Origin of the sequence: Colwellia sp., assembly GCF_013215345.1 — a bacterium.
Classification (GTDB): Bacteria; Pseudomonadota; Gammaproteobacteria; order Enterobacterales; family Alteromonadaceae; genus Colwellia.
Genome location: NZ_JABSOV010000077.1, coordinates 1 through 20,292, shown reverse-complemented (window position 1 = coordinate 20,292; position 20,292 = coordinate 1). Strand labels below are relative to the sequence as shown.

Genomic DNA, 20,292 nt, shown 5'->3' with positions numbered 1-20,292 from the left:
CCCTCTGTGTAGTCACTCACGACAAACGTTATGCTGAAATGGCGAAACGTAAAGTCTATCTGCTTGATGGTCAGATATTAGGTCAAACTCGCTTAGAACATCAAGGTATGTTTTAAGTACAGTCAAAGAATCCTTATTTTTCACTCTCTAGTTGTGTCTGTTCTAAGTGTCTGGGCTAACTAAATAACGAGTTACCGTGGAGTCTTAAATCCTAAACACAGAATTTTACTTCTGCAGGGACAGAAGCACCACATAAAATCTATCTCTGTTTGTGCCCCATACCGAGATAGCACTAATCCTCAGTATTTACCACAAAGTCGACCTAATTAAGTCCTGAATTCATCACAATAAATAGTCAGCTTCGCCACCATAGCGGTCATTAACTTTTTTGAAAATTGAGATGAAGTAGAGTATTACCTCTAAGGTGAAAAACGCCCCCAAAACGTGTGAGAAATATTTATAGAGTCATAAACCAAGCATATTCTGATCTAAGATTCTATGTTGTGACAAGTACAAAACCAGTTCCTTCAATTGAGCAATATCTTGATAGTTTATTATTAAAGTTTTAAATTTAATTAATACTTACTTACTTACTTACTCTATCGTGCATCATCTAACGTCAAAATATATGACAGTAGTTCTAAGCTTTCTAATTCACGCTGAGTGGTAAAAATTTTCACTACTTGATATTGCAAACACTTGCTTTATTTCCTATAACTAGGAATACAACTCTCGCACATAACGGGCAACACTTTCCTGCCAACTAAACCGGCTTTGCTTAGCACAAGTCACTAACTGCTGCCAGCAGCTGTTATCTTGTTGAAATAAATGAATCGCTTGGCTGAAAACCGTCATTAATTGCTCTTGTTGCTCGGCAATGGTATTACCGGTAAAACAAAAACCATTCTCCAAGTGTTGAACAGTGTCCTTTAAACCGCCTACCGCGTGAACCAGACATGGCTGCCCGGCCCTCAATGCTAACATTTGGCTTATACCGCAAGGTTCATAGGAGCTAGGCATTAAAAATAAATCACCACTTCGATATATAACATCGCTTAGCGCTTGCCCATAACCATTTAGAAACAAAAAATTATTATGCTGAGCCATTAGCTGAGTGAGCTCTAGCGCAATTTTCCGATCTCCTGAACTTAAGATAATCAAGCGGCCATTGGCCTCGGCTAATTTCTCTAATAAACGTGATAACAGGCTGACATTACCACTTACAGTTTGGTCTTTACGCAATAACAACATTTTTTGATCAGTTAACCGACCAACACTCGTCACTAGCGGTCCCGTATTAGTAACAGAGGTATCATTTGTGATCTTATCTTGCTCTAACCAAGCAATAACGCGTTGACTGGCAATATAATGGCTGCTGCTCAATTGCTCACTTCTGGCTATCCAAGTTAACAGTTCATGCTTGGCGGTAGTCAACAATTGTTCTCGGCTCACCACGTTATCACTCACTAGCGAGTCATATTGACAACCATTTAAAATACCAACCAATCGTTGCTCATTATTAGCGTTCAGTAAATCTTGCTCTAAGCCCTCGCCACCGTATAACCCTTGGCTATGCTCACTGGCCAACAGCACCTCTTGTGCATAAGTCGGCGAAACAAAATGCACTTTATCAGCCAAGTTAATCGCTGCACGCATAGGGTTAATACAATGGGGATAACGCGGGTCACAAATTACTTGACCATCATAACTTAATGAACCAAACCAAGCTTCAAGGCTAGATTCATCGCCTTGTAGAGGTCGTATTCCCTGTAATGCTAAATTGTGAACAGTAAAGACACTGGTGATCGATTTTAATGCCTGGTAGCGGCTCGCGTATTCAATGAGTACCGTAATTAAAGCGCTATGCCAGTCATGTAAATGCAACACATCAGGGCAAGCAAGATGGTTTTGTGTTAAAGCCTCAAGTACCGCGGCATTAAACAGTGCATATTTACTGGCATCACTGGCGAATGGCCGACTGCTTTCATCATCCAAATACACTCGTCCTATGCCCTGCTCTGTAAAAATAGCGTGGCTTATCACCATTTGCCGTACGCAACCTTGCTGATTTTTTGTCGAGCCTTTCTCTGCCTTGAACGAAGGAAGTTCCAATTCTGTTAAGGTGACCTGTTCGATGCTTCCAGCAAACGACAGCGAAAAACAAGCTATCTGTCTAGAGGGGTAGTATTGAGCATAATCGCCATAATCCGGAATAATCACACTAACGTGGTGACCTTGCTCAGCTAAAGCCAATGGCGCATCACGTATCACATCAGCCATACCACCGACTTTCGCGCCTTCAATAGCATCATTTTCTGCTGCCACCATTAATATTTGCATTTATTCATCCTTTAGCTAAGCCAATTCCAAATCTTTATTTGTTTTATCTTGTAACGCCTTTTTTTCAGCCAATGCAGTTAGCATGCTAGGGGTTACTAGTACGATCCCTTTAGCCGATATTCGAAAACCATTAGCAATGTCTTGCTGCTTATCATAACCAATCGACAGGTTATCAGGGATTTTACAACCTCGGTCAATAATGGCGCGTTTTATTTTACTATATTGACCAATATCAACCTGCGGTAAAATTACACTTTCTTCGATAATGGAATGCGAATGCGCATGCACTCTAGAAAAAAGTAACGATTTACGCACGTGTGCACCGGAAATAATACACCCTCCCGAAATTGTAGAATCCACGGCCACCCCTCGTCGATTATCATCATTAAAAATAAATTTTGCCGGTGCTAATTGTTCTTGGTAAGTCCATATAGGCCAACTCTCATCATAGAGATCAAGCTTAGGCTCAGGAGAAACTAACTCCATATTTGCCTGCCAAAAAGAATCCAAACTGCCAACATCTCGCCAATATGCTTGTTCTGTACTACTGGGATTGGTAAATGGGAAGGCAAATACATTATGCTGTTCAATAATTGCTGGGATAATATCGTGACCAAAATCTCGCCCTGAACCTTTTCGTTCAGCATCTTTTCTTAACTGTTCAAAGAGAAACTCGGTATTAAAGACATAATTCCCCATAGAAGCCAAACATAGCTCAGGTTTACCCGGTATTGAACTGGGGATAGCGGGTTTTTCGTCAAAGCGAATAACTCTTTTGTCGCTATCAACGGTCATAACACCAAAAGTATTGGCTGCTTCTTCTAGATTAGTTTCAATACAACATACCGTCATGTCAGCACCCGTTTCCGCGTGTTTGGCGATTAACGCGCCATAATCCATACGGTAAACATGATCACCCGAAAGTATCATCACGTATTTAGGCAACTCATCGCGGATAATATCCATATTTTGAAAAACGGCATCGGCGGTGCCACAATACCAACCGTCACCACAACGCTGTGAAGCGGGTAATATTTCTACGGAATCGCCCAGTTCTCTCTTAAAATGTCCCCAAGCGCGATTAACATGACGAATAAGTGAGTGAGATTTATATTGCGTGGCGATACCGACACGGCGGATGCCTGAATTAATACAATTAGACAGCGGGAAGTCAATGAGCCTAAACTTACCGCCAAAATACACCGCTGGCTTTGCCCGCCAATCGGTTAATTCATGTAAACGTGAGCCTCGACCTCCAGCTAAAATTAGTGCATAGGTGTCCTTTGTTAAATTACTAATATAACGATTTTCATAATTTGGCATATACCCTTCTCCATAAGTTACTAAATATATTATTTATCTATAAAATACTTTTCGATCAACTTTTTAAACTGTTACTTATCTCGTTTTCACTCGCTGCTAATTGCCAAATATCTTGGCTGTATTCACTGATCGTCCTATCACTTGAAAAACTACCACTCGCTGCAGTATTTAAAATACTCAACCGGGTCCAATAGTCTTGGTCTTGATAGGCAAGTGATACTTGTCGTTGTGCTTGAACATAACTGGCAAAGTCTTGGGCGACTAACCACTCATCTTTAGGGTTTTTAATGGCATCAATAATGGGTTGAAATAATTGCGCTTCGAATAAGTTAAAGTGGCCGGATTCCAGTAAGCCCATGACGTTCTTAAAATCATCATCTTCGTTGATAAGTTTAACCGGATCATAGTGTTGTCGAATTTCTGATAATTGTTCACTACTGGCACCAAATAAAAAGAAGTTCTCCTCACCTACCGCTTCTCTAATTTCAATATTAGCGCCATCCAAGGTGCCAATGGTGATAGCGCCATTCATCATAAATTTCATGTTGCCAGTGCCAGAAGCTTCTTTACCTGTAGTCGATATTTGTTCAGATAAATCTGTAGCGGGACAAATAGTCTCCATAGCGGTGACATTGTAATTAGGTAAAAAAGCCACCCGTAGAAAAGGCTTTGCCTGGGGATCGTTATTAATGGTGTCGGCGACATTATTGATCAATTTAATGATTAACTTTGCCATAAAATAACCAGGTGCGGCCTTGCCGCCAAAGAGAATGCAGCGAGGTGTAAAATCTTGCGTATCACCGCAGCGAATACGATCATATAGATGAATAACATGCAATATATTCAGTAATTGTCGCTTGTACTCATGGAAACGCTTTACTTGCACGTCAAAAAGCATAGTTACATCAAACTCAACATCACATTGTCTATGCACCATAGCGACTAATATGGCTTTATTTTGCTGCTTAACCTGTCGCCACTGCTGACAAAAATCCTCATCATCATAAAAACGCCTTATGGCACTTACTCGACTAAAGTCAGTTACCCAGTCGTCATTTATTTTATCATTCAGCAGTTTCGCTAAAGCTGGATTACAATGAGATAACCAGCGTCTGGGCGTGACACCATTAGTTTTATTGTTAAACTTCTCCGGCCAAAGTTGATAGAAGTTATTAAATAAGCCATCAATTAATAATTGCGTATGTAAAGCCGCAACACCATTAACAGAGAAGCAGCCAACAATAGCTAAATAAGCCATACGTATTTGTGGCACATCACCTTCTTCGATTAAGGACATAGCGCGTTGTTTAGCAACATCACCTGGCCATTTACACGCGACCGTGACCAAAAAGTGGGCATTAATTTCGTAGATTATTTCCAGTAAACGCGGTAATAAATGTTCAAACAAAGCAACTGACCATTTCTCTAGTGCTTCGGGTAACAAAGTATGGTTAGTATAAGCCATCGTTTGGCTGGTAATTTGCCATGCTTGTTGCCAGCTGAGATCATGTTCATCGAGCAGTAAACGCATTAATTCAGCCACGGCAATGCTTGGGTGAGTATCATTTAACTGGAAAACATTAAATTGCGAAAAATCGCTAAAATCATCACCGTGTCTTTCCGTCCAACTCGCCAAAATGTCTTGTAGCGTGGCGGAGGTTAAAAAATACTGTTGCCTTAATCTGAGTGCTTTACCATTCTCACTACTATCATTTGGATAGAGCACCATAGTAATTTGCTCTGCTAGGTTTTTATGAGCAACCGCTTCACTGTAACTACCGGCATTAAATTCAGATAAATTAAATTCATCCGTTGCCTCTGCTTTCCATAGCCTTAAGGTATTGACCACTTCATTTTTATAACCCGGCACAGGTACATCATAAGGAACTGCCAAAACATCTTGTGTTTCTAACCATTGATGATGTATTTTCCCCTGCATATCTTGATAAACACTGGCCTTGCCAAAAAATTTAATCCGGCGGCTATGCTCAGGTGCTGATATTTCCCATGGGTGCCCCTCTCTCAGCCAGTTATCTGGATGCTCTACTTGATAACCATTTTCAATACTTTGGTTAAACATCCCGTATTCGTAGCGAATACCATAACCAGTTACTGGCAAGGCTAAACTAGCACAGCTATCTAAAAAGCATGCAGCTAAACGACCTAAGCCGCCGTTACCTAAACCAGCATCATGCTCAGCTTCGCTGACCTCTTCTATATTGGAACAATATTGTTTCAATGCCTCTTTTACACTAGCATCTAGGTCTAAATTAAGTACGGCATTACTAAGAGCTCGCCCCATTAAAAACTCTAATGATAAATAAGCCACTTGTTTGCGTGGTGATGCTAGACGTGCTTCTCGTGTGGCACGACAGAGAGCAACAAGGCGATCTCGAATAGTTAAGGCTAAGGCGTTGTATAGATACAAATGCGATTGCGTCTCTTGGTCTCGCCCTAGCGTGTAATAGAAGTGGCGCGTTAAATCGTCATATAGTGTCTTTTCATCAATCACTGGAGCTCCTCGCCAGTCTCTTACCCTACATTGACTTCTTGTTGACTTTTCCATTGTTATTCCTTTTAACACTCGCTTAAACGGGTTGAAAAAAATGAGATTTCCTGACTCTTTGCTATTATTTAGCACTCGCTTTAGATACTGAAACTATTTCCTCTATTTGGGCACATCAGCCAAACACTTTGAGCTGGAATTATCATATCGGTGCCGGCACGATATGCTTCTTCAGCAGGTACATTAGCCAAGCTGTGCAGACTCACTTGCCAAAAAGTAACATTGTTAATCCGCGGAAGACTGATGACCATATCCTCACTACCAGCATTAAGGACCATCAGCAAAGCATCGTTATTATCTTGCGGTTTACTGCAATCGTTGCTTGCAACTTTAACGGTAGTTTTATTGACAGCTTTATTGACAATAAGGCAAATAAGCAACTGCTTACTCGCATCTTGCCAATCTTCTTCTGTCATTGAATCGCTGCTCGGTGTTAACCATAACCAGTCGAACTCATCATCATTGGGATGAATGTAGCGACTTTGTTGAAAAATTTTAAATTGTTTGCGCAACTTAAGCGCTGCGCTAATAAAAACAAACAAACCATGTTCACTCGGCTTGTGTCGGCTGTCACTTTCCCCTCCAGAATCGGAGATAAAGCTCAGGTAGTTCATCTCATTATCTTGGCAATAGGCATTGTTATTGCCTTGTTGGCTATGGCCCTGCTCCATACCAGCACTGAGCATTGGCACGCCTTGAGAAAAGAGCAAAGTAAACAACATGTTTTTTTGCTGCTTTAGCCTTAAAGCATTGATGTCAACATTGTCGGTTTCGCCCTCGATACCATTATTTTGTGAGTAGTTATTATTATGACCATCACGATTTTCTTCACCATTGGCATCATTATGCTTGTCTTGAAAACTCACTAAGTCAGCTAAGGTAAAACCATCATGGGCGGTAATAAAATTTATGCTGGCGCTGGCATCACGACCATTATGAGCAAATAAATCATGGGAACCATGTATACGCTGCGCTAAATAGGCTACTTGTCCATGCTCTCCACGCCAAAAACGGCGCACAGTATCGCGATATTTATCATTCCACTCACGCCAGGCAATCGGAAATGCGCCCAACTGATATCCTCCTGGGCCTATATCCCACGGCTCAGCAATAAGTTTAACGTGGTTTAATACCGGGTCTTGAGCAATGCTCTGAAAAAAGCTGTGTTGGTAATTAAAACCTTGGGGATCACGCGCTAAAATAGGCGCGAGGTCAAAGCGAAAGCCATCTACTCCCATGACTTCCACCCAATACCTGAGACTGTCCATGATTAATTGTAAGGTTCTGGGGTGAGATAAATTTAAGGTATTACCACAGCCGGTATCATTAATATAAATACTCGGGTCTTGTCCATCTAAGCGATAATAATCACTATTTGCTAAGCCGCGTAAATTAAGGATTTGACCCTGTTCATTACCTTCTGCCGTGTGATTAAAAACCACATCAATAATAACTTCAATATTATGCTGATGCAGTCGATAGACCATGTTTTGAAACTCGCTGATATTTCCATGCGAGAGAAATTCATACTGAGGAGTAAAAAAGTTCACGCTGTTGTAGCCCCAATAGTTAGTCAGTTTTTTATCTATTAAAAAACGTTCACTGATAAAACTATGCACCGGCAACAGCTCTAAGGTAGTCACACCTAGAGTCTTAAGATGTTCAATAAAGTTAGCCTCAGCCAAGCCTAAAAACTTGCCTCGATATTGCTCATCAATAGCGAGGTTATTTATGGTTGCACCTTTGACATGACATTCATAAATAACTGTCTCACTCCAAGGAATGTTAGGTCGGTTGTTTTGATAATTGCTTGTTGTTTTACTAGCATATTTAGTTTGAAAATCGCTTAATGCCACCACTCTAGATTTAGGTATTAAAGTCGCATTATCGGTGTCGACTTCTCCGCCAGTGACACCGTACGAAAACTGGCCTTGCAAATCTTTAGCATAGGGATCTATCAATAAATTGTTAGGGTTAAAGTGCAAACCTAGTTCAGGTTTATTTTCACCATGAGCGCGAAAGCCATAAAGCTGCCCAAGTCCAATACCCATGACCTGGCCATGCCAAATATGCTCAGCTCCTTGATGAAGCGGCAAGCGCGCTATTTCAATCTTACCCGTGTTATCAAACAAACAGAGTTCAACTTGACTAGCTTGAGGGGAATAAACGGCAAAGTTTACGCCTTGCTTTTCTTTAGTAGGCGCCAGCACCAAACTTGCACCAAGGGGCTGGGATCGCCCTTGACTGAATTGTTGCATAAGTTGCTTAGTGAGTACTTGCCGAGAGTGTATAGGTGTTAACTCTGCAATGTTTGATTCAGCACCAACCCCTAAAGAAAATTCACTCATTGTTCAACCTTGGCTAAATAAACAGTGGCAAGCGGAGGTAACTGTAAACAAACGCTGTGTTCCACGCCTTGCCAAGGCATATCATGATTGACTAAAGTCTGCTGTTGATTAAAATCAGAGCCGGCAAACTTTTCGGCATCGCTATTAAAAATTACCCGATAATCATGATGACTCGGCACGCCCACTCTAAATTCTTGTACGGGATTTGGTGTCATATTACTCACCACCACGACATGTTCGGTTAAATCTTTAGCAAAACGAATAAAACTAAAAATGCTTTGTTGTGCATTATTTTCATCAAGCCATTGAAAACCAAAGGGTTTATCGTCTAACTCATACAAGGCAGGAGATTGGCAATATAATCCATTAAGTTGTTTGATCAAGTCCTGCATTCCCTGATGAGCTCTATCTTCAAGTAAATGCCAGTCTAACGAATGATCATGATGCCATTCATTTCGCTGTGCAAACTCTCCGCCCATAAAAAGTAATTTTTTCCCAGGGTGCGCCCACATCAACGCAAAGTAAGCACGTAAATTGGCGAATTTCTGCCAGTCATCTCCCGGCATTTTATTGAGTAAAGAACCTTTACCATGGACAACTTCATCATGTGACAGTGGCAGAATAAAGTTTTCGCTATAGGCATACATGAGTGAGAAGGTCATTTCATTATGGTGATGGCTGCGATACAAGGGATCACGTGTCATATAACTTAAGCTGTCATTCATCCAGCCCATATTCCATTTATAGCCAAAACCTAAACCACCATGTTCGGTATATTGAGTTACGCCAGGCCAAGCAGTGGACTCTTCTGCCGCCATCATGATGCCAGGATGTTGTTGATAACAACGTAGATTGACTTGTTTTAGCAATTCAATTGCGGCTAAGTTTTCTCGGCCGCCATATTTATTGGCTAACCATTGGCCGTCGGCTCGGCTATAGTCTAAATACAACATGGAAGCGACGGCATCGACTCGTAAACCATCAATATCAAAACGATCAAACCAATACATGGCATTAGAAATTAAAAAGCTTTTTACTTCACCGCGATCATAGTTATAAATATGAGTTTGCCAATCAGGATGAAAACCTTGCCGTTTGTCTGCATGTTCAAATAGATGGCTACCATCAAATTTAGCTAAACCATGGACATCACTGGGAAAGTGTCCTGGAACCCAATCAATCAGTAAACCTATGTTTTGCTGATGACAAGCATCAACTAGTTGCTGAAAATCGGCAATACTGCCAAAACGACGGGTTGGCGCAAACATACCTATCGGTTGATAGCCCCAAGAACCATCAAAAGGGAATTCACTTATCGGCATCAACTGAATATGAGTAAACCCCATGTTTTTTACGTAGGGTACGAGCTTTTCTGCCAACTCTTGATAACTTAAATAGCCGCTTTCACCCTTGGCAACTTGCTCAGAATTACGCTGCCAAGAACCAGCATGTACTTCATAAATACTGATCGGTCGATCAATTGCATTACGTAATAATCTCTCTTGAGCTTGTGTAGCCGTTAGACCTTTATGTTGACGATTTAACTGAGTGGTGAAGTCTTGCTCAGCGATTACTGACGCCGTTGCTGGCGACATTTGCATAACAAAAGCAAAGGGATCAGCTTTTTCTAACCGTTGTCCGTCTTGACTTAGTAGACTGAATTTATAACCTTGCCCGGCCTGTGCGTTGCAAATAAAAATTTCCCATACACCACTACTGGGATGTTTGCGCATTAAATGACGTGTTGCATTCCAATGATTAAAATCGCCAATGACGCTAACACATTGAGCGTTAGGCGCCCACACCGTAAAACGTACACCGGAGGTATTATTTTGACTTTGCCAATGCGCTCCCAAATGCTGATAGGCATGTGCTAATGCCCCCTCGCTAAATAGGTACATCGCTTGCTCATCTAAGGTACTCGCTAATGAATAACTATCGGTTTCTTGCACTGTTATTAACGGGTAAACAATACAAAGTAGGTAATTCTTTTGTAAATTACTTTTCTTTAAAATTAAGGTAAATAGAGCGGAACCTTTATACCTTTGATAAGCAATTTTTTTATGCTCGCTTTGATAAAAGACTTGCTCTGCGCCAGGAATATAAACCCTAAGGATAACAGATAGTTCGTTATAAGAATGTACCCCCAGAAAAGCAAAGGGATCAGCGAATACGGCTTGTTCAAAAGCAGTAATTTGTGCTGAATAATCGCCAATATTCGCTTGTATTTTATCGCCGTCTTGTTTTTCCTGGTCAGCCATCAATAGAGTGTCTGTCATGATATTATTAACCTTATCATATTGTTCATTTCGCTTGTTTTCGGGTTTCAGCTAACTGGCTGAAAAATATATTATTTGCCAGCAGTTGCTTACTACTTTTACTCAAACGTCGACGCCAATTAGGATACTCACTGTCGGTTCCAGGAATATTTACCGGTAAATATTCCTGGGCTAAGTCATCGAGTTGTAGGGTTAACAAGGCAACTTTACTCTTTGCTAACACTAAAACCAGTGCTTGATAAACCAGCTTAGCCTCACTATCAGCGTGCAAAGCTGTTTTGTTGGCAGAATAATTGCCTAACCAAATAAGTAAGTTCACTTTGTCTTGTTTACGCTGATGTTGCGCATGAGTAAACTGCTCATTGTCGGTAAAAAGATGTAATTGCTGACGTTGCTCTAAATCACTTTCATGCCACCAAGCATTAAACGTGGCAACATCGTGATTAGCGATCATCATTAAGGTATGCTGGGGCAAATGTTCTGGTGCGGTAAACTGTCCGTATTGGTCTTTGCTAAAATAAAAAAGACTATTACTGAAAATTCCCGCACTTGCCAAAGCATATTTAATTTCCTCTGGAACAACGCCCAAATCTTCACCAATAACCGCACACTGATTTAACTGACTTTCCAAGTTCAATATCGCTAACATCTGCTCAAAAGGGTAATAGACATAACAAGCGTTTTGCTCAGACTTACTATTGGTGAAGTGCCACCATAAACGCATTAGCGCCATAACATGATCGAGTCGTAATGCTCCGCAATCACGCATATTTGCCTTAAGTAGTTGCCGGAAATGGGTAAAACCACTTTGTTTGAGTTTAATAGGATTCATTGGCGGCAAGCCCCAGCTTTGTCCTAAAGGTGCCCATAGGTCTGGCGGTGCCCCGATACTGACATCATTAACAAACAAATTTTCATGGCTATAAAATTCATGACCATCGGAATTACAGCCCACGGCAAGATCATTAATCAAGCCTATTTTCATCTGGCTTTTTTTGGCATGTGACTGACATAGAGACAATTGTTCGTGCGCCAGCCATTGTAAATAACAAATAAAATCAACATCGTTATATTGTGCCGCTAAGTTATTCCTTGCTAGGAGCCAATGGCTATAACGTTGAATTCGATCATTATGCTTTGTTTTAAAAGACAAGAAATTTTGATAGCGAGCACTATTTTGGTTCAATTCGTATTGCAGGAAACTATTAAAGAGTGCAATAAAAACCGGGTACTTGTAATCCACAACTTTTTGATAATCAATATAGGTTTTAGACTTTTCGGTTTGCATTACAGTTAATTTATCCGCATTAGTACTTAGCTGCTGTGTAACCAATTGCTGAGCAAGCTTACTGTGCGGATAATCGGGACAATTTTGTATGTGGATATAAATTGGATTTAAGCAAAATCGATCGCTTGGGCTATAAGGACTAGCGCGTTCAGCTTGATCTTCAAATAAAGCATGTAATGGGTTTAATAGAATATAATCAGCACCCGCAACAGCGCTGTGGGTGATAAGTTCAGTTAGGTCATTAAAATCACCTATGCCAAAATTTTCATCGCTCACTAAGGTATAAAGTTGTGCAGATATTCCCCAGCACCTATGAGTGCTCGGTTGATAAACGTGTTTGGGATAGACAATGAGTTCACTTTCCGCTGAATTGATAGTTATTTCGGCCGTTGCTAATACATCATCCTCAGGCAGATTAATACTGACCATAAGTCGATAATACCCTATGGCTAAACTTTTAAAATCTGCTTGTTTATAATCACTTAGTACAACTCGACGTTCACTGTAGCGTTTTCCCTGGTGATGGTAATTGCCGACCTCAACTAAAGTATTAATATCGGCAGAGCCATTGAACATTGATTTGCCATCTTGAGATATTTGCCAGTGCAGCCTTGCATTGGCAAAATCAGGGTCAATACGCACAGTAAAACTATCATCGTCTTGGCAACTAAAACACTGCTGAGCTAATAGCTGTAGCCAAGGTTTTACATCGAGGGTAAAATTAGCTTGTGCTACTTCAACTTCATCATCAATGTTATAGCCACAAGCGTTCAGCACAGAGCAGCGCGTTTGATTACTAAAGTAAACATTTTTACCTTGATAGCTGGTATATTCAAGACCAACACCTTGTAAATATAATAGCTGTTCGACGCCATCCATAGTCATCATTTATACTTAACTCAATTAGGCTATAGCGGTATCAACAACACTATTATCACTACCAAAATCATTGGCTACATAAGCATCAGCTTGATGATCGTTTTCCCAAATTTCATCATCAATTAAATAACGAAAATGAAACTTCCTATCTTTTGGTAACCTTACTTTAGCTCGGTAAACTTTATCCTTTTTCACATATTTCATATCAAGGGGTTGCCAATTATTAAACTCTGCTACTAGCTGCACTTTATCTGCCTGACTTACATTAAATTCAAAAGTAACTTCAGCTTCTTGCTTAGATTTAAAAAACTTCTTTGTTAGCATTTTCTCACTACTCCTTAGTTTGAATACTTAATTTAAATAATAGTTTCATCATAACGTCACTATGCATCTAATTTATGACCGTTTTATGACTTATTTATAACCATTGTAACGTCCGATAAAAATAACTGACTAACCAATAGTAGACTAATATCTAGACTACGTTAACAAGTTTGTAAATAAGAATCATTACCACCAGCACAACAAAATGAAACCAAACATATTGAAAACTGACAGGTCACAATACAAAGCATCAGTTCGGTTTAAGCGTTAACAATTGCATTCATCTCTAGAGTACAAATTTAAGGCGTAGCTTATTTGAGTTCATCAAAGACGATTTAATCGCTTCCTTTGGGGAAAAAATAAAAATTAATATTGAAAATATAAAACTTCCAAGGCTATCTCTGTTTATGAACACAACGTTTAGTTAACTTTGCATAGTCAATTGGTAGTGATCACCATTAAGCCAATTGTGGCAGTTTGAGATTAACGCCTACCTCTTTGCGGCCCTAATTATTAAAACAATAGACTCTGCCATTACGTTCACTATATTGAAGGGTTCTGACATTAGCAGCATATTCTATGGAGCTTGGTGCACAGACTTACCGTAAAACATATCTCACTTTGTGCCTCAAAGCGCCATAGAACCATTAAACATTTAATATACAGAAGTCATGTAAATCGAATGCTCGCTTTCGGTGGTGATTTCAAATGGTTAGCGCAACACACTCTATTCTTAGTTAAAAAGAAAAGAGTGTTAAAATAGTGCATCGTTCTCGAATTAAATACACAGCAGAAAAAACGACCTTCATTAAAGAAACAAGGGTCTATTCATGAAAAATATGTAGTTGTATAAATCACTATTTCTTTATTAGTCCTTAATAAAACCATGGTCCTTTGTTAGTAATACTATTTATGTGAACCCATTACGAATGTAAAAAAATTGTTATAGTTGAAGATGAGCCAGATATTGCAGAAATATTGGCGTATAACCTTACTAGTGAAGGCTTTGATGTACTTTGCGCAGAAGATGGCGTCAGCGGATTAGCGTTGATCAACCAACACCAGCCCGATTTAGTAATCTTAGACCTGATGCTACCAGAGATGGATGGCTTAACTATTTGTCAAAAAGTCCGTGCAACACCTGCCATTGCTGAAACCGCTATTATTATGCTCACGGCCCAAAGTGAAGAAAGTGATATTGTCTTGGGCTTAGGTATTGGTGCCGATGATTATATGGCGAAACCTTTTAGCACTAAAGAGCTTATTGCCAGAATAAAAGCGCGTTTTCGTCAAGAGCAGTCATTAGCCCTACCAGACAAGTCAATCATCAATATCAACGGACTAAGTATTGATAGCAATAAATACAAAGTTAACTTTGAACAAAGCCCAATAAAGCTAACAGCTACTGAATTTAAATTATTACATTATTTGGCTAAGCACCCAGGGCAAGTTTTTTCACGTGAGCAAATCATCAATAATGCTTATGGCAATGATGCCGTAGTGGTTGATCGAAATATTGATGTCCATGTACGTGGTATTCGCAAAAAAATTGGTGAGCAACACCATTTTATTGAAACTGTCAGAGGTATTGGTTATTCATTTGTCGAAAGTAAACCTCATGGTGAAGTTAACCGTGTTTAAGCCCACGCTATTACGCCGTTTATTCAGTGGTTATTGTTACCCATTCAATGGCACAAGCGAAACGTATTGCCGATAAAACCGCTTTATTTTTAATGGGAGAGTTAGTGGAACATGGTGATACTGAACAAATATTTAATGCACCACAAGATAAACGAACACGTGGTTACATTACCGGTGATTTTGGTTAAAAAACAATAGCCAGTGCCTGTGTTAATCTTAGCGCTAGTCGTGAGCGTAAGTCAGGATATTTAACGGCCTAACGTGCGCTCGCTACACAGCTGACGTTAGTCTTTAAAGAGCCTAACTGTCGTAATGAAACCTAAGGTCCAAATTACTTAGTCACTCACTTGTTGTCGATTTGCTCCAGTAGTTTCTCGAGTACGCAGCGGCGCTGCACCAGCCCGACCACTTTTCCTTCCTCAACCACCGGCAGTACCCTGCGGTTGTTGTACAGGAATTTCTCCGCGACATCGACCAGGTTGGTATTGGCACCGATCGATTCGACTTCGGTTGTCATCCGGTCGCGAACTAACTCGCCGATGGTCGAGAAGTAGCCTCCCATCAGCGCACCGCGCATACAGTCAGCTTCAGACAGAAAGCCGATTAGAATGTTATCGGCATCAACCACCGGTGCACCGGACATACTGGCGGTTAGCAGCTGGCGCAGGGCGACTATCACCCCGCTATCAGGACGAAAGGATAACGGTGAACTGTCCATAATGGTTTCAGCGATGATGGTCTGCATGTTAGGCTCCTGAAGCGGTGGGTCGCTCGTTTGGGTATATTGATTGTTATTTTTTGTCGAATGATAGAAAGCAACAGCCGTGCCATCTATTGCATATAAAAATTAACTGTTTTATTACAAACAGTTAGTTTTTTATACAACAAAAAAAAGAACCACTTTCTGGTAATGTATAGCGGTTACCGGGTTGAAGGGGTCTTCTTTGCACCGAAATGGTGCTGTCCGCCGAGGCGTGCATGCGGGGAGGTAAGACAAAACTGCTAGAGGAATGTGATTGTTAAGCCATGCCAGCTGTAGATCAAAACATACTAAATTTTCAAATACTAATGTCTTCAGTGTGGCATAAGTCTATTTGTTTTTCGATGTTGGCCAAACAAAGGGAGCGGGCTTGGTGGAAGTCGTTTCTGCTACTGCTGTTTTCTGGGCGAGTATCCCCCTGATTAATTTCCCCGTTTCTTTATGCTTACTACAAAATGTTTTTAGGTATAAAATTTCAACTCTACTGCGTGCCCAAGGGGTTGTACGCAGAAATTTCAAACTTGATTTAAGACGCGGTTTATTGGTGAAACAACGAATATTAAGTAACTCACCCATCTTATCCCAACCAATTTTCTTCTCCAGTTCGGTTAGAATCTGTTCAAGTTTCACGCCGTGTAGCGGGTCATTAATTTTATTCATAGTCTACCTAAAATCAAAAATAGCATTGTAACAAGTTTCCTAAATATTGACAGACTTAAGCGTTTAACTCACGTAAAAGTGCACCAAGTACTTTATTGAAAAGCTAATGTCTTCAGTGATCTTGAAGCGGACGCTAGGGCTAACTAGTTACTAACTTCCGCTTTGGCACAATTCTGAACATTAGCCACAGCCATACTTATAGTCTTTTAAACCATAGGAGCACTATTATGTATGACATGATTCCATACCCCAAAAAATCTAGCTGGAATAAAGGAAAACTGGTTTGTCAAAAACGTCCCCTAAAACTTAAGGAAGTTTGGTCTATTAGAACAAGACTTGATTTAGCAAATAATCTGCGTGAATTAACAATGTTTAATTTGGCTCTAGACTGTAAATTAAGAGCATGTGATTTCATTAAGCTTAAGGTGATGGATATTGCTCATGGCAAAAAAATCCAATCACGAGCAATGTTAATTCAACAAAAAACAGGAACTCCTGTTCAATTTGAAATAACAAAAAAAACTCGAACTGCTTTACAAAAATGGATCTCATTTCAATCACTTCGTTCTAGTGATTATTTATTTGGAAGTAGAGTAATACCAAGTTGATTAAGTTCTTTCCCACTCAGCGAGAGGTAAAAGGCTTAGAGGCAAGGCATTGATTGAAGAGAATGGTTATTCCCTTCTCAAAATCAATAACGCAGCGTGTAAGCCTTTTAAACTCGCCCTTGGGAGCTTACTTGATGCCCACTAACTTCGTTAAATTCATTTGATTTAGAGTGACTAAACCGAAACGAATTTGCCTTGTTATTGAACCTCAAGCATAGTTCTGAGTTGGGAAGAAATTTAATCAAATTGGTATTACTACAAGACAAGCAAACTACCGGGCAAACAATACTGCTATATCCCCTTTCTGACACAAACACCATGGCAGAAACCACTGAACATGTTTAAATGAAAAAAGGGGCCAGCTAATCAATGATTAACTCGCCCCTGTTGACTTTATGCCTTTATCAATTCCAATTTCAGTTAATACTGCCCAATTTCCTTATTCAGCCATGCAGTTATTAAATATGATGAAATAGAATCGCCACTACTCATTTTATATTGAGTACAATCTCCATCGTCTGTCACTGAATTATTTAAAGAGAACTGACTAAGTTGCTGCCGTGAAAACCACTGAGCATCTTCTAAGCTATCTTGATTGGTATCTATCTTTTCACTACTCGCGACAGCGGTAAAACCAAGCATGATAGATGCAGGAAATGGCCAAGGCTGCGAGGCGACATACTGAGGGTTTTCAATCTCAATAGCTGATTCTTCTATGACCTCTCGGATCACCGCTTGCTCGAGGGTTTCACCTGGGTCAACAAAACCAGCAAGTGTTGAATACATGCCCTCAGCCCAACTGGCTTGTCGACCTAATAAGCAACGCGGAATACCGTCGCTAAACATTTTTTCTACCAACATGATGACCGCAGGGTCGGTACGTGGAAAACTCATGTTTCGACAATCAGTACAACGCCTAGCATGGCCAGCTTCAACAGCACGATTCGCATTGCCGCAATGACCACAAAATTGATGACTTATATGCCAATGCACTAAGCCTTTTGCCAGCGCCAAGATTGAAGCATCAATGGCAGATAAGTTAGCTGTGACTTTTCTAAGTCCTTGCCATTGCCCAACTTCCATTAACTCCTCCTGAGTGGAAAAGTGTAATTTATTAAAATCGATAGTAAAAATGGAAACCGCTGCCAGCTTATTTTTTCCGCTGTCTTTGCTCAAGTCTCCTTTAGCTAAGCTTCCTTTACCTAAGTAAATGCAGCTATCAAGATGTAAAGTCGGCAGTTGTGTTTTACTCAAGTAAATAGGATTAAGTTCATCCGTTTGTTCAAACAGACTCATGCCATCATTGATAACGCAAAATAAAGTATCTGGGTGATTAAACTCCGTACTCAACCAACGCTTATTATTCCGCTGGTTAGTGCATCTATCTAACGGCATCTTGCCATAAGCTAATGTCATAATTTGCTTTCTTCCTTAAGTGCTTGTGCCCACTGTAATGACCAGCTTCCCAAAGGAGAAATTATGGCGAATAAGTCAATACCTTGCTGGGATAATTGATAACCTGATGCTTGGCTTTCTATAAGTTGCAGTGTTTTGAGTTCTTTTAATCGAGTGTTTAGCAAGGTCGGTGAAATTTTCTCACAACGTTGTTGCAGCTCTCTAAAAGTTGCCGGCCCCGTATGTAAATGCCAAATGATACCTAATGACCATGTCCGACCAAGTAAATCGAGTAATGCCATAATAGGCTTACCGGTGGTAGAGCCGCGTACTTGCCTGCCAGGTAGTGGGATTGCCATAGTCCTTCCTGCAATAATATAAATATCATAGAAAATTCAATGATAAAACACCATGCTACAGTATTTGTAGCATGGTGACTATAGCAAATATTTTATGTTGTCCCTTAGCTTTCACTGACACTGTGTCCATTAGTTATTTGCAGCGAATTATTTTCAATAAGCTGTGTGTAGTGAATAGGTAAGTAGATATTAAATTGACTACCTTGACCAACTTTTGACTTGACCTCAATACGGCCATGATGCTCTTCAATAATTAATCTAACGATATGGAGTCCTAAACCAGTGCCCTTCCCCACCGGCTTAGTGGTAAAAAAGGGATCAAAAATACTTTTCAAATTCTCTTGGCTAATGCCAGCGCCATCATCTTCAAAACTGACATGGATCTCTTGTTTAACAACGCGCGAGGAAATACAAATACTGCCTTTAGTTTCTATGGCATGAGAAGCGTTTACCAACATATTTATAAACACTTGCAATAACTTTTGTGGAAACCCCATCACATCAGCGTTGGCCTCTAGGTGTTTGCTTATTGTTACTTTGTATTTAAGTTCGTTCGCCACTAAAGTAAGGCTTTTTTCAATTAATTCATCAATGCATATCGCTTCCGGTAGCTTGTCATCAATATGGGCATAATTACCTAAGTCTTTAATGATTTTGCTTACTCTTGAGGCGCCTTCTAACGTTGATGCGATTAAAGGTTCAATATCATCAAGAACAAATGCTAAATCTTCTTGTTGATAAAGTTCTTGTGCGGCGCTTTTTTTGCTCGCTATTTTTGTTAACTCTATATTTGTTAATTCGATATAAGCCAGCAGTGGTTTAAAATAGTCGTTAAGTACATCCAAGTTACTGCGAATATAGCCAACCGGATTATTAATTTCATGGGCTATACCCGCAGACAATTGGCCAATAGAGGCGAGTTTTTCTGCGTTTATTAACTGTTCATTTAATGAAGACAGTGCTTTTTGGCTATGTTTCCTCTCATTAATATCATTTAGGGTAATCAAATAATGCACCCCTGACTCGATGGTTATTTTCCGACCTGAAAACTCAATATGTGGATTCTCAAAACCTGGAGCAAGTAAAGACTCTTCCATATTTTTTAAAGCTATATCACGATCAAAATGACCATCTAAAGTTGCCAACGCGGGGACAAAATTAGCCACTGGTTTATCAATGATATTCGTTTTATCTCTTAGCAATAATTTTTCAGTCTCTATATTGCACTCTTTTATCAGCCCTAGTTCATCTACCAGCAGTATCGAACAAGGTATGGTATCCATTATGATATTGGCTTTGTCATTTGCCCGAATAACATTGAGTCGCTCTTGCTCAGCTCGCTTTTTTTCAATGGTGATATGTTGGGTAAATTGCTGAATAGCCCTTGATAAGGTAACTACTTCGGTAGGAGCTCGGGTTTGTCTAAATTCAATACTCGTCCCTGCGGCTGGCGGCTGCTGAGCTAAGGCGGTAATATTTTCAATGGGTTTTACTATATATTTACTAAAACGGCTAACGGTAA

General features: G+C 40.1%; 14 protein-coding genes and 1 pseudogene. 3 read left to right on the top strand and 12 right to left on the bottom strand.

The features are described 5' to 3' along the window. Positions 1 to 717 precede the first annotated feature (717 nt). The 7 genes from HRT50_RS12405 to HRT50_RS12375 all read right to left on the bottom strand — a co-directional run bounded on the left by HRT50_RS12405 (position 718) and on the right by HRT50_RS12375 (position 13,347). Positions 718 to 2,340, bottom strand: a complete 1,623-nt coding sequence (locus tag HRT50_RS12405) for a glycogen synthase (RefSeq protein ID WP_291614942.1) — start codon at positions 2,338 to 2,340, stop codon at positions 718 to 720. A gap of 15 nt (positions 2,341 to 2,355) precedes the next feature. Next, positions 2,356 to 3,663, bottom strand: coding sequence for a glucose-1-phosphate adenylyltransferase (gene glgC, locus HRT50_RS12400; protein WP_291614940.1), 1,308 nt, complete (start codon positions 3,661 to 3,663; stop codon positions 2,356 to 2,358). 55 nt (positions 3,664 to 3,718) lie between these two features. Then, the gene (locus HRT50_RS12395; protein WP_291614938.1) at positions 3,719 to 6,229 is read right to left on the bottom strand and encodes a glycogen/starch/alpha-glucan phosphorylase; all 2,511 of its coding nucleotides are present in this window, start codon (positions 6,227 to 6,229) and stop codon (positions 3,719 to 3,721) included. 80 nt (positions 6,230 to 6,309) lie between these two features. After that, on the bottom strand, positions 6,310 to 8,577 hold the full coding sequence (gene glgX / locus HRT50_RS12390; protein WP_291614936.1) for a glycogen debranching protein GlgX: 2,268 nt from the start codon (positions 8,575 to 8,577) through the stop codon (positions 6,310 to 6,312). Next, positions 8,574 to 10,856: a 1,4-alpha-glucan branching protein GlgB gene (gene glgB / locus HRT50_RS12385; protein ID WP_291614934.1), complete on the bottom strand. Its 2,283-nt coding sequence runs from the start codon at positions 10,854 to 10,856 to the stop codon at positions 8,574 to 8,576. The genes glgX and glgB overlap by 4 nt, the downstream gene beginning before the upstream one ends. Before the next feature lie 25 nt (positions 10,857 to 10,881). Further along, entirely contained in the window at positions 10,882 to 13,032 is a 2,151-nt protein-coding gene (gene malQ / locus HRT50_RS12380) for a 4-alpha-glucanotransferase (protein WP_291614932.1), read from the bottom strand. Between the two features lie 15 nt (positions 13,033 to 13,047). Then, entirely contained in the window at positions 13,048 to 13,347 is a 300-nt protein-coding gene (locus tag HRT50_RS12375) for an isoamylase early set domain-containing protein (RefSeq protein ID WP_291614931.1), read from the bottom strand. Between the two features lie 939 nt (positions 13,348 to 14,286). Between HRT50_RS12375 and HRT50_RS12370 the strand changes: the two genes are divergently transcribed. Together HRT50_RS12370 and pstB are read left to right on the top strand one after the other, a co-directional pair. Next, on the top strand, positions 14,287 to 14,988 hold the full coding sequence (locus HRT50_RS12370; RefSeq protein WP_367238873.1) for a response regulator: 702 nt from the start codon (positions 14,287 to 14,289) through the stop codon (positions 14,986 to 14,988). Between the two features lie 20 nt (positions 14,989 to 15,008). Then, a pseudogene (gene pstB / locus HRT50_RS12365) lies at positions 15,009 to 15,176 on the top strand (phosphate ABC transporter ATP-binding protein); the annotation flags it as partial. A 155-nt stretch (positions 15,177 to 15,331) separates the two neighbouring features. Here the strand turns inward: pstB and HRT50_RS12360 are convergent. Continuing rightward, positions 15,332 to 15,733: a CBS domain-containing protein gene (locus tag HRT50_RS12360; RefSeq protein ID WP_291614926.1), complete on the bottom strand. Its 402-nt coding sequence runs from the start codon at positions 15,731 to 15,733 to the stop codon at positions 15,332 to 15,334. A 345-nt stretch (positions 15,734 to 16,078) separates the two neighbouring features. Beyond that, complete coding sequence (locus HRT50_RS12355; RefSeq protein WP_291614924.1) at positions 16,079 to 16,408, bottom strand: VF530 family protein; 330 nt, start codon at positions 16,406 to 16,408, stop codon at positions 16,079 to 16,081. 227 nt (positions 16,409 to 16,635) lie between these two features. On the opposite strand from HRT50_RS12355, the gene HRT50_RS12350 reads away from it, so the two are divergent. Continuing rightward, positions 16,636 to 17,016: a hypothetical protein gene (locus HRT50_RS12350; RefSeq protein WP_291614922.1), complete on the top strand. Its 381-nt coding sequence runs from the start codon at positions 16,636 to 16,638 to the stop codon at positions 17,014 to 17,016. A gap of 420 nt (positions 17,017 to 17,436) precedes the next feature. Here HRT50_RS12350 and nudC read toward each other — a convergent pair whose 3' ends face one another. The 3 genes from nudC to HRT50_RS12335 form a co-directional block, all read right to left on the bottom strand. Further along, complete coding sequence (nudC, locus tag HRT50_RS12345) at positions 17,437 to 18,432, bottom strand: NAD(+) diphosphatase (protein ID WP_291614920.1); 996 nt, start codon at positions 18,430 to 18,432, stop codon at positions 17,437 to 17,439. Beyond that, positions 18,429 to 18,770 carry a helix-turn-helix domain-containing protein gene (locus HRT50_RS12340; protein ID WP_291614918.1) on the bottom strand — a complete coding sequence of 114 codons (342 nt, stop codon included), beginning with the start codon at positions 18,768 to 18,770 and terminating at the stop codon, positions 18,429 to 18,431. Before HRT50_RS12340 ends, nudC begins: the two co-directional genes overlap by 4 nt. Before the next feature lie 104 nt (positions 18,771 to 18,874). After that, a partial coding sequence (locus tag HRT50_RS12335) for an ATP-binding protein (RefSeq protein ID WP_291614916.1) occupies positions 18,875 to 20,292 on the bottom strand: 1,418 nt, incomplete at its 5' end.

What these genes read in the sequence shown, in the direction of transcription:
- HRT50_RS12405 (WP_291614942.1), bottom strand. Translation starts at nt 2,340, where the DNA reads ATGCAAATATTAATGGTGGCAGCAGAAAATGATGCTATTGAAGGCGCG.
- glgC (WP_291614940.1), bottom strand. Translation starts at nt 3,663, where the DNA reads ATGCCAAATTATGAAAATCGTTATATTAGTAATTTAACAAAGGACACC.
- HRT50_RS12395 (WP_291614938.1), bottom strand. Translation starts at nt 6,229, where the DNA reads ATGGAAAAGTCAACAAGAAGTCAATGTAGGGTAAGAGACTGGCGAGGA.
- glgX (WP_291614936.1), bottom strand. Translation starts at nt 8,577, where the DNA reads ATGAGTGAATTTTCTTTAGGGGTTGGTGCTGAATCAAACATTGCAGAG.
- glgB (WP_291614934.1), bottom strand. Translation starts at nt 10,856, where the DNA reads ATGACAGACACTCTATTGATGGCTGACCAGGAAAAACAAGACGGCGAT.
- malQ (WP_291614932.1), bottom strand. Translation starts at nt 13,032, where the DNA reads ATGATGACTATGGATGGCGTCGAACAGCTATTATATTTACAAGGTGTT.
- HRT50_RS12375 (WP_291614931.1), bottom strand. Translation starts at nt 13,347, where the DNA reads ATGCTAACAAAGAAGTTTTTTAAATCTAAGCAAGAAGCTGAAGTTACT.
- HRT50_RS12360 (WP_291614926.1), bottom strand. Translation starts at nt 15,733, where the DNA reads ATGCAGACCATCATCGCTGAAACCATTATGGACAGTTCACCGTTATCC.
- HRT50_RS12355 (WP_291614924.1), bottom strand. Translation starts at nt 16,408, where the DNA reads ATGAATAAAATTAATGACCCGCTACACGGCGTGAAACTTGAACAGATT.
- HRT50_RS12350 (WP_291614922.1), top strand. Translation starts at nt 16,636, where the DNA reads ATGTATGACATGATTCCATACCCCAAAAAATCTAGCTGGAATAAAGGA.
- nudC (WP_291614920.1), bottom strand. Translation starts at nt 18,432, where the DNA reads ATGACATTAGCTTATGGCAAGATGCCGTTAGATAGATGCACTAACCAG.
- HRT50_RS12340 (WP_291614918.1), bottom strand. Translation starts at nt 18,770, where the DNA reads ATGGCAATCCCACTACCTGGCAGGCAAGTACGCGGCTCTACCACCGGT.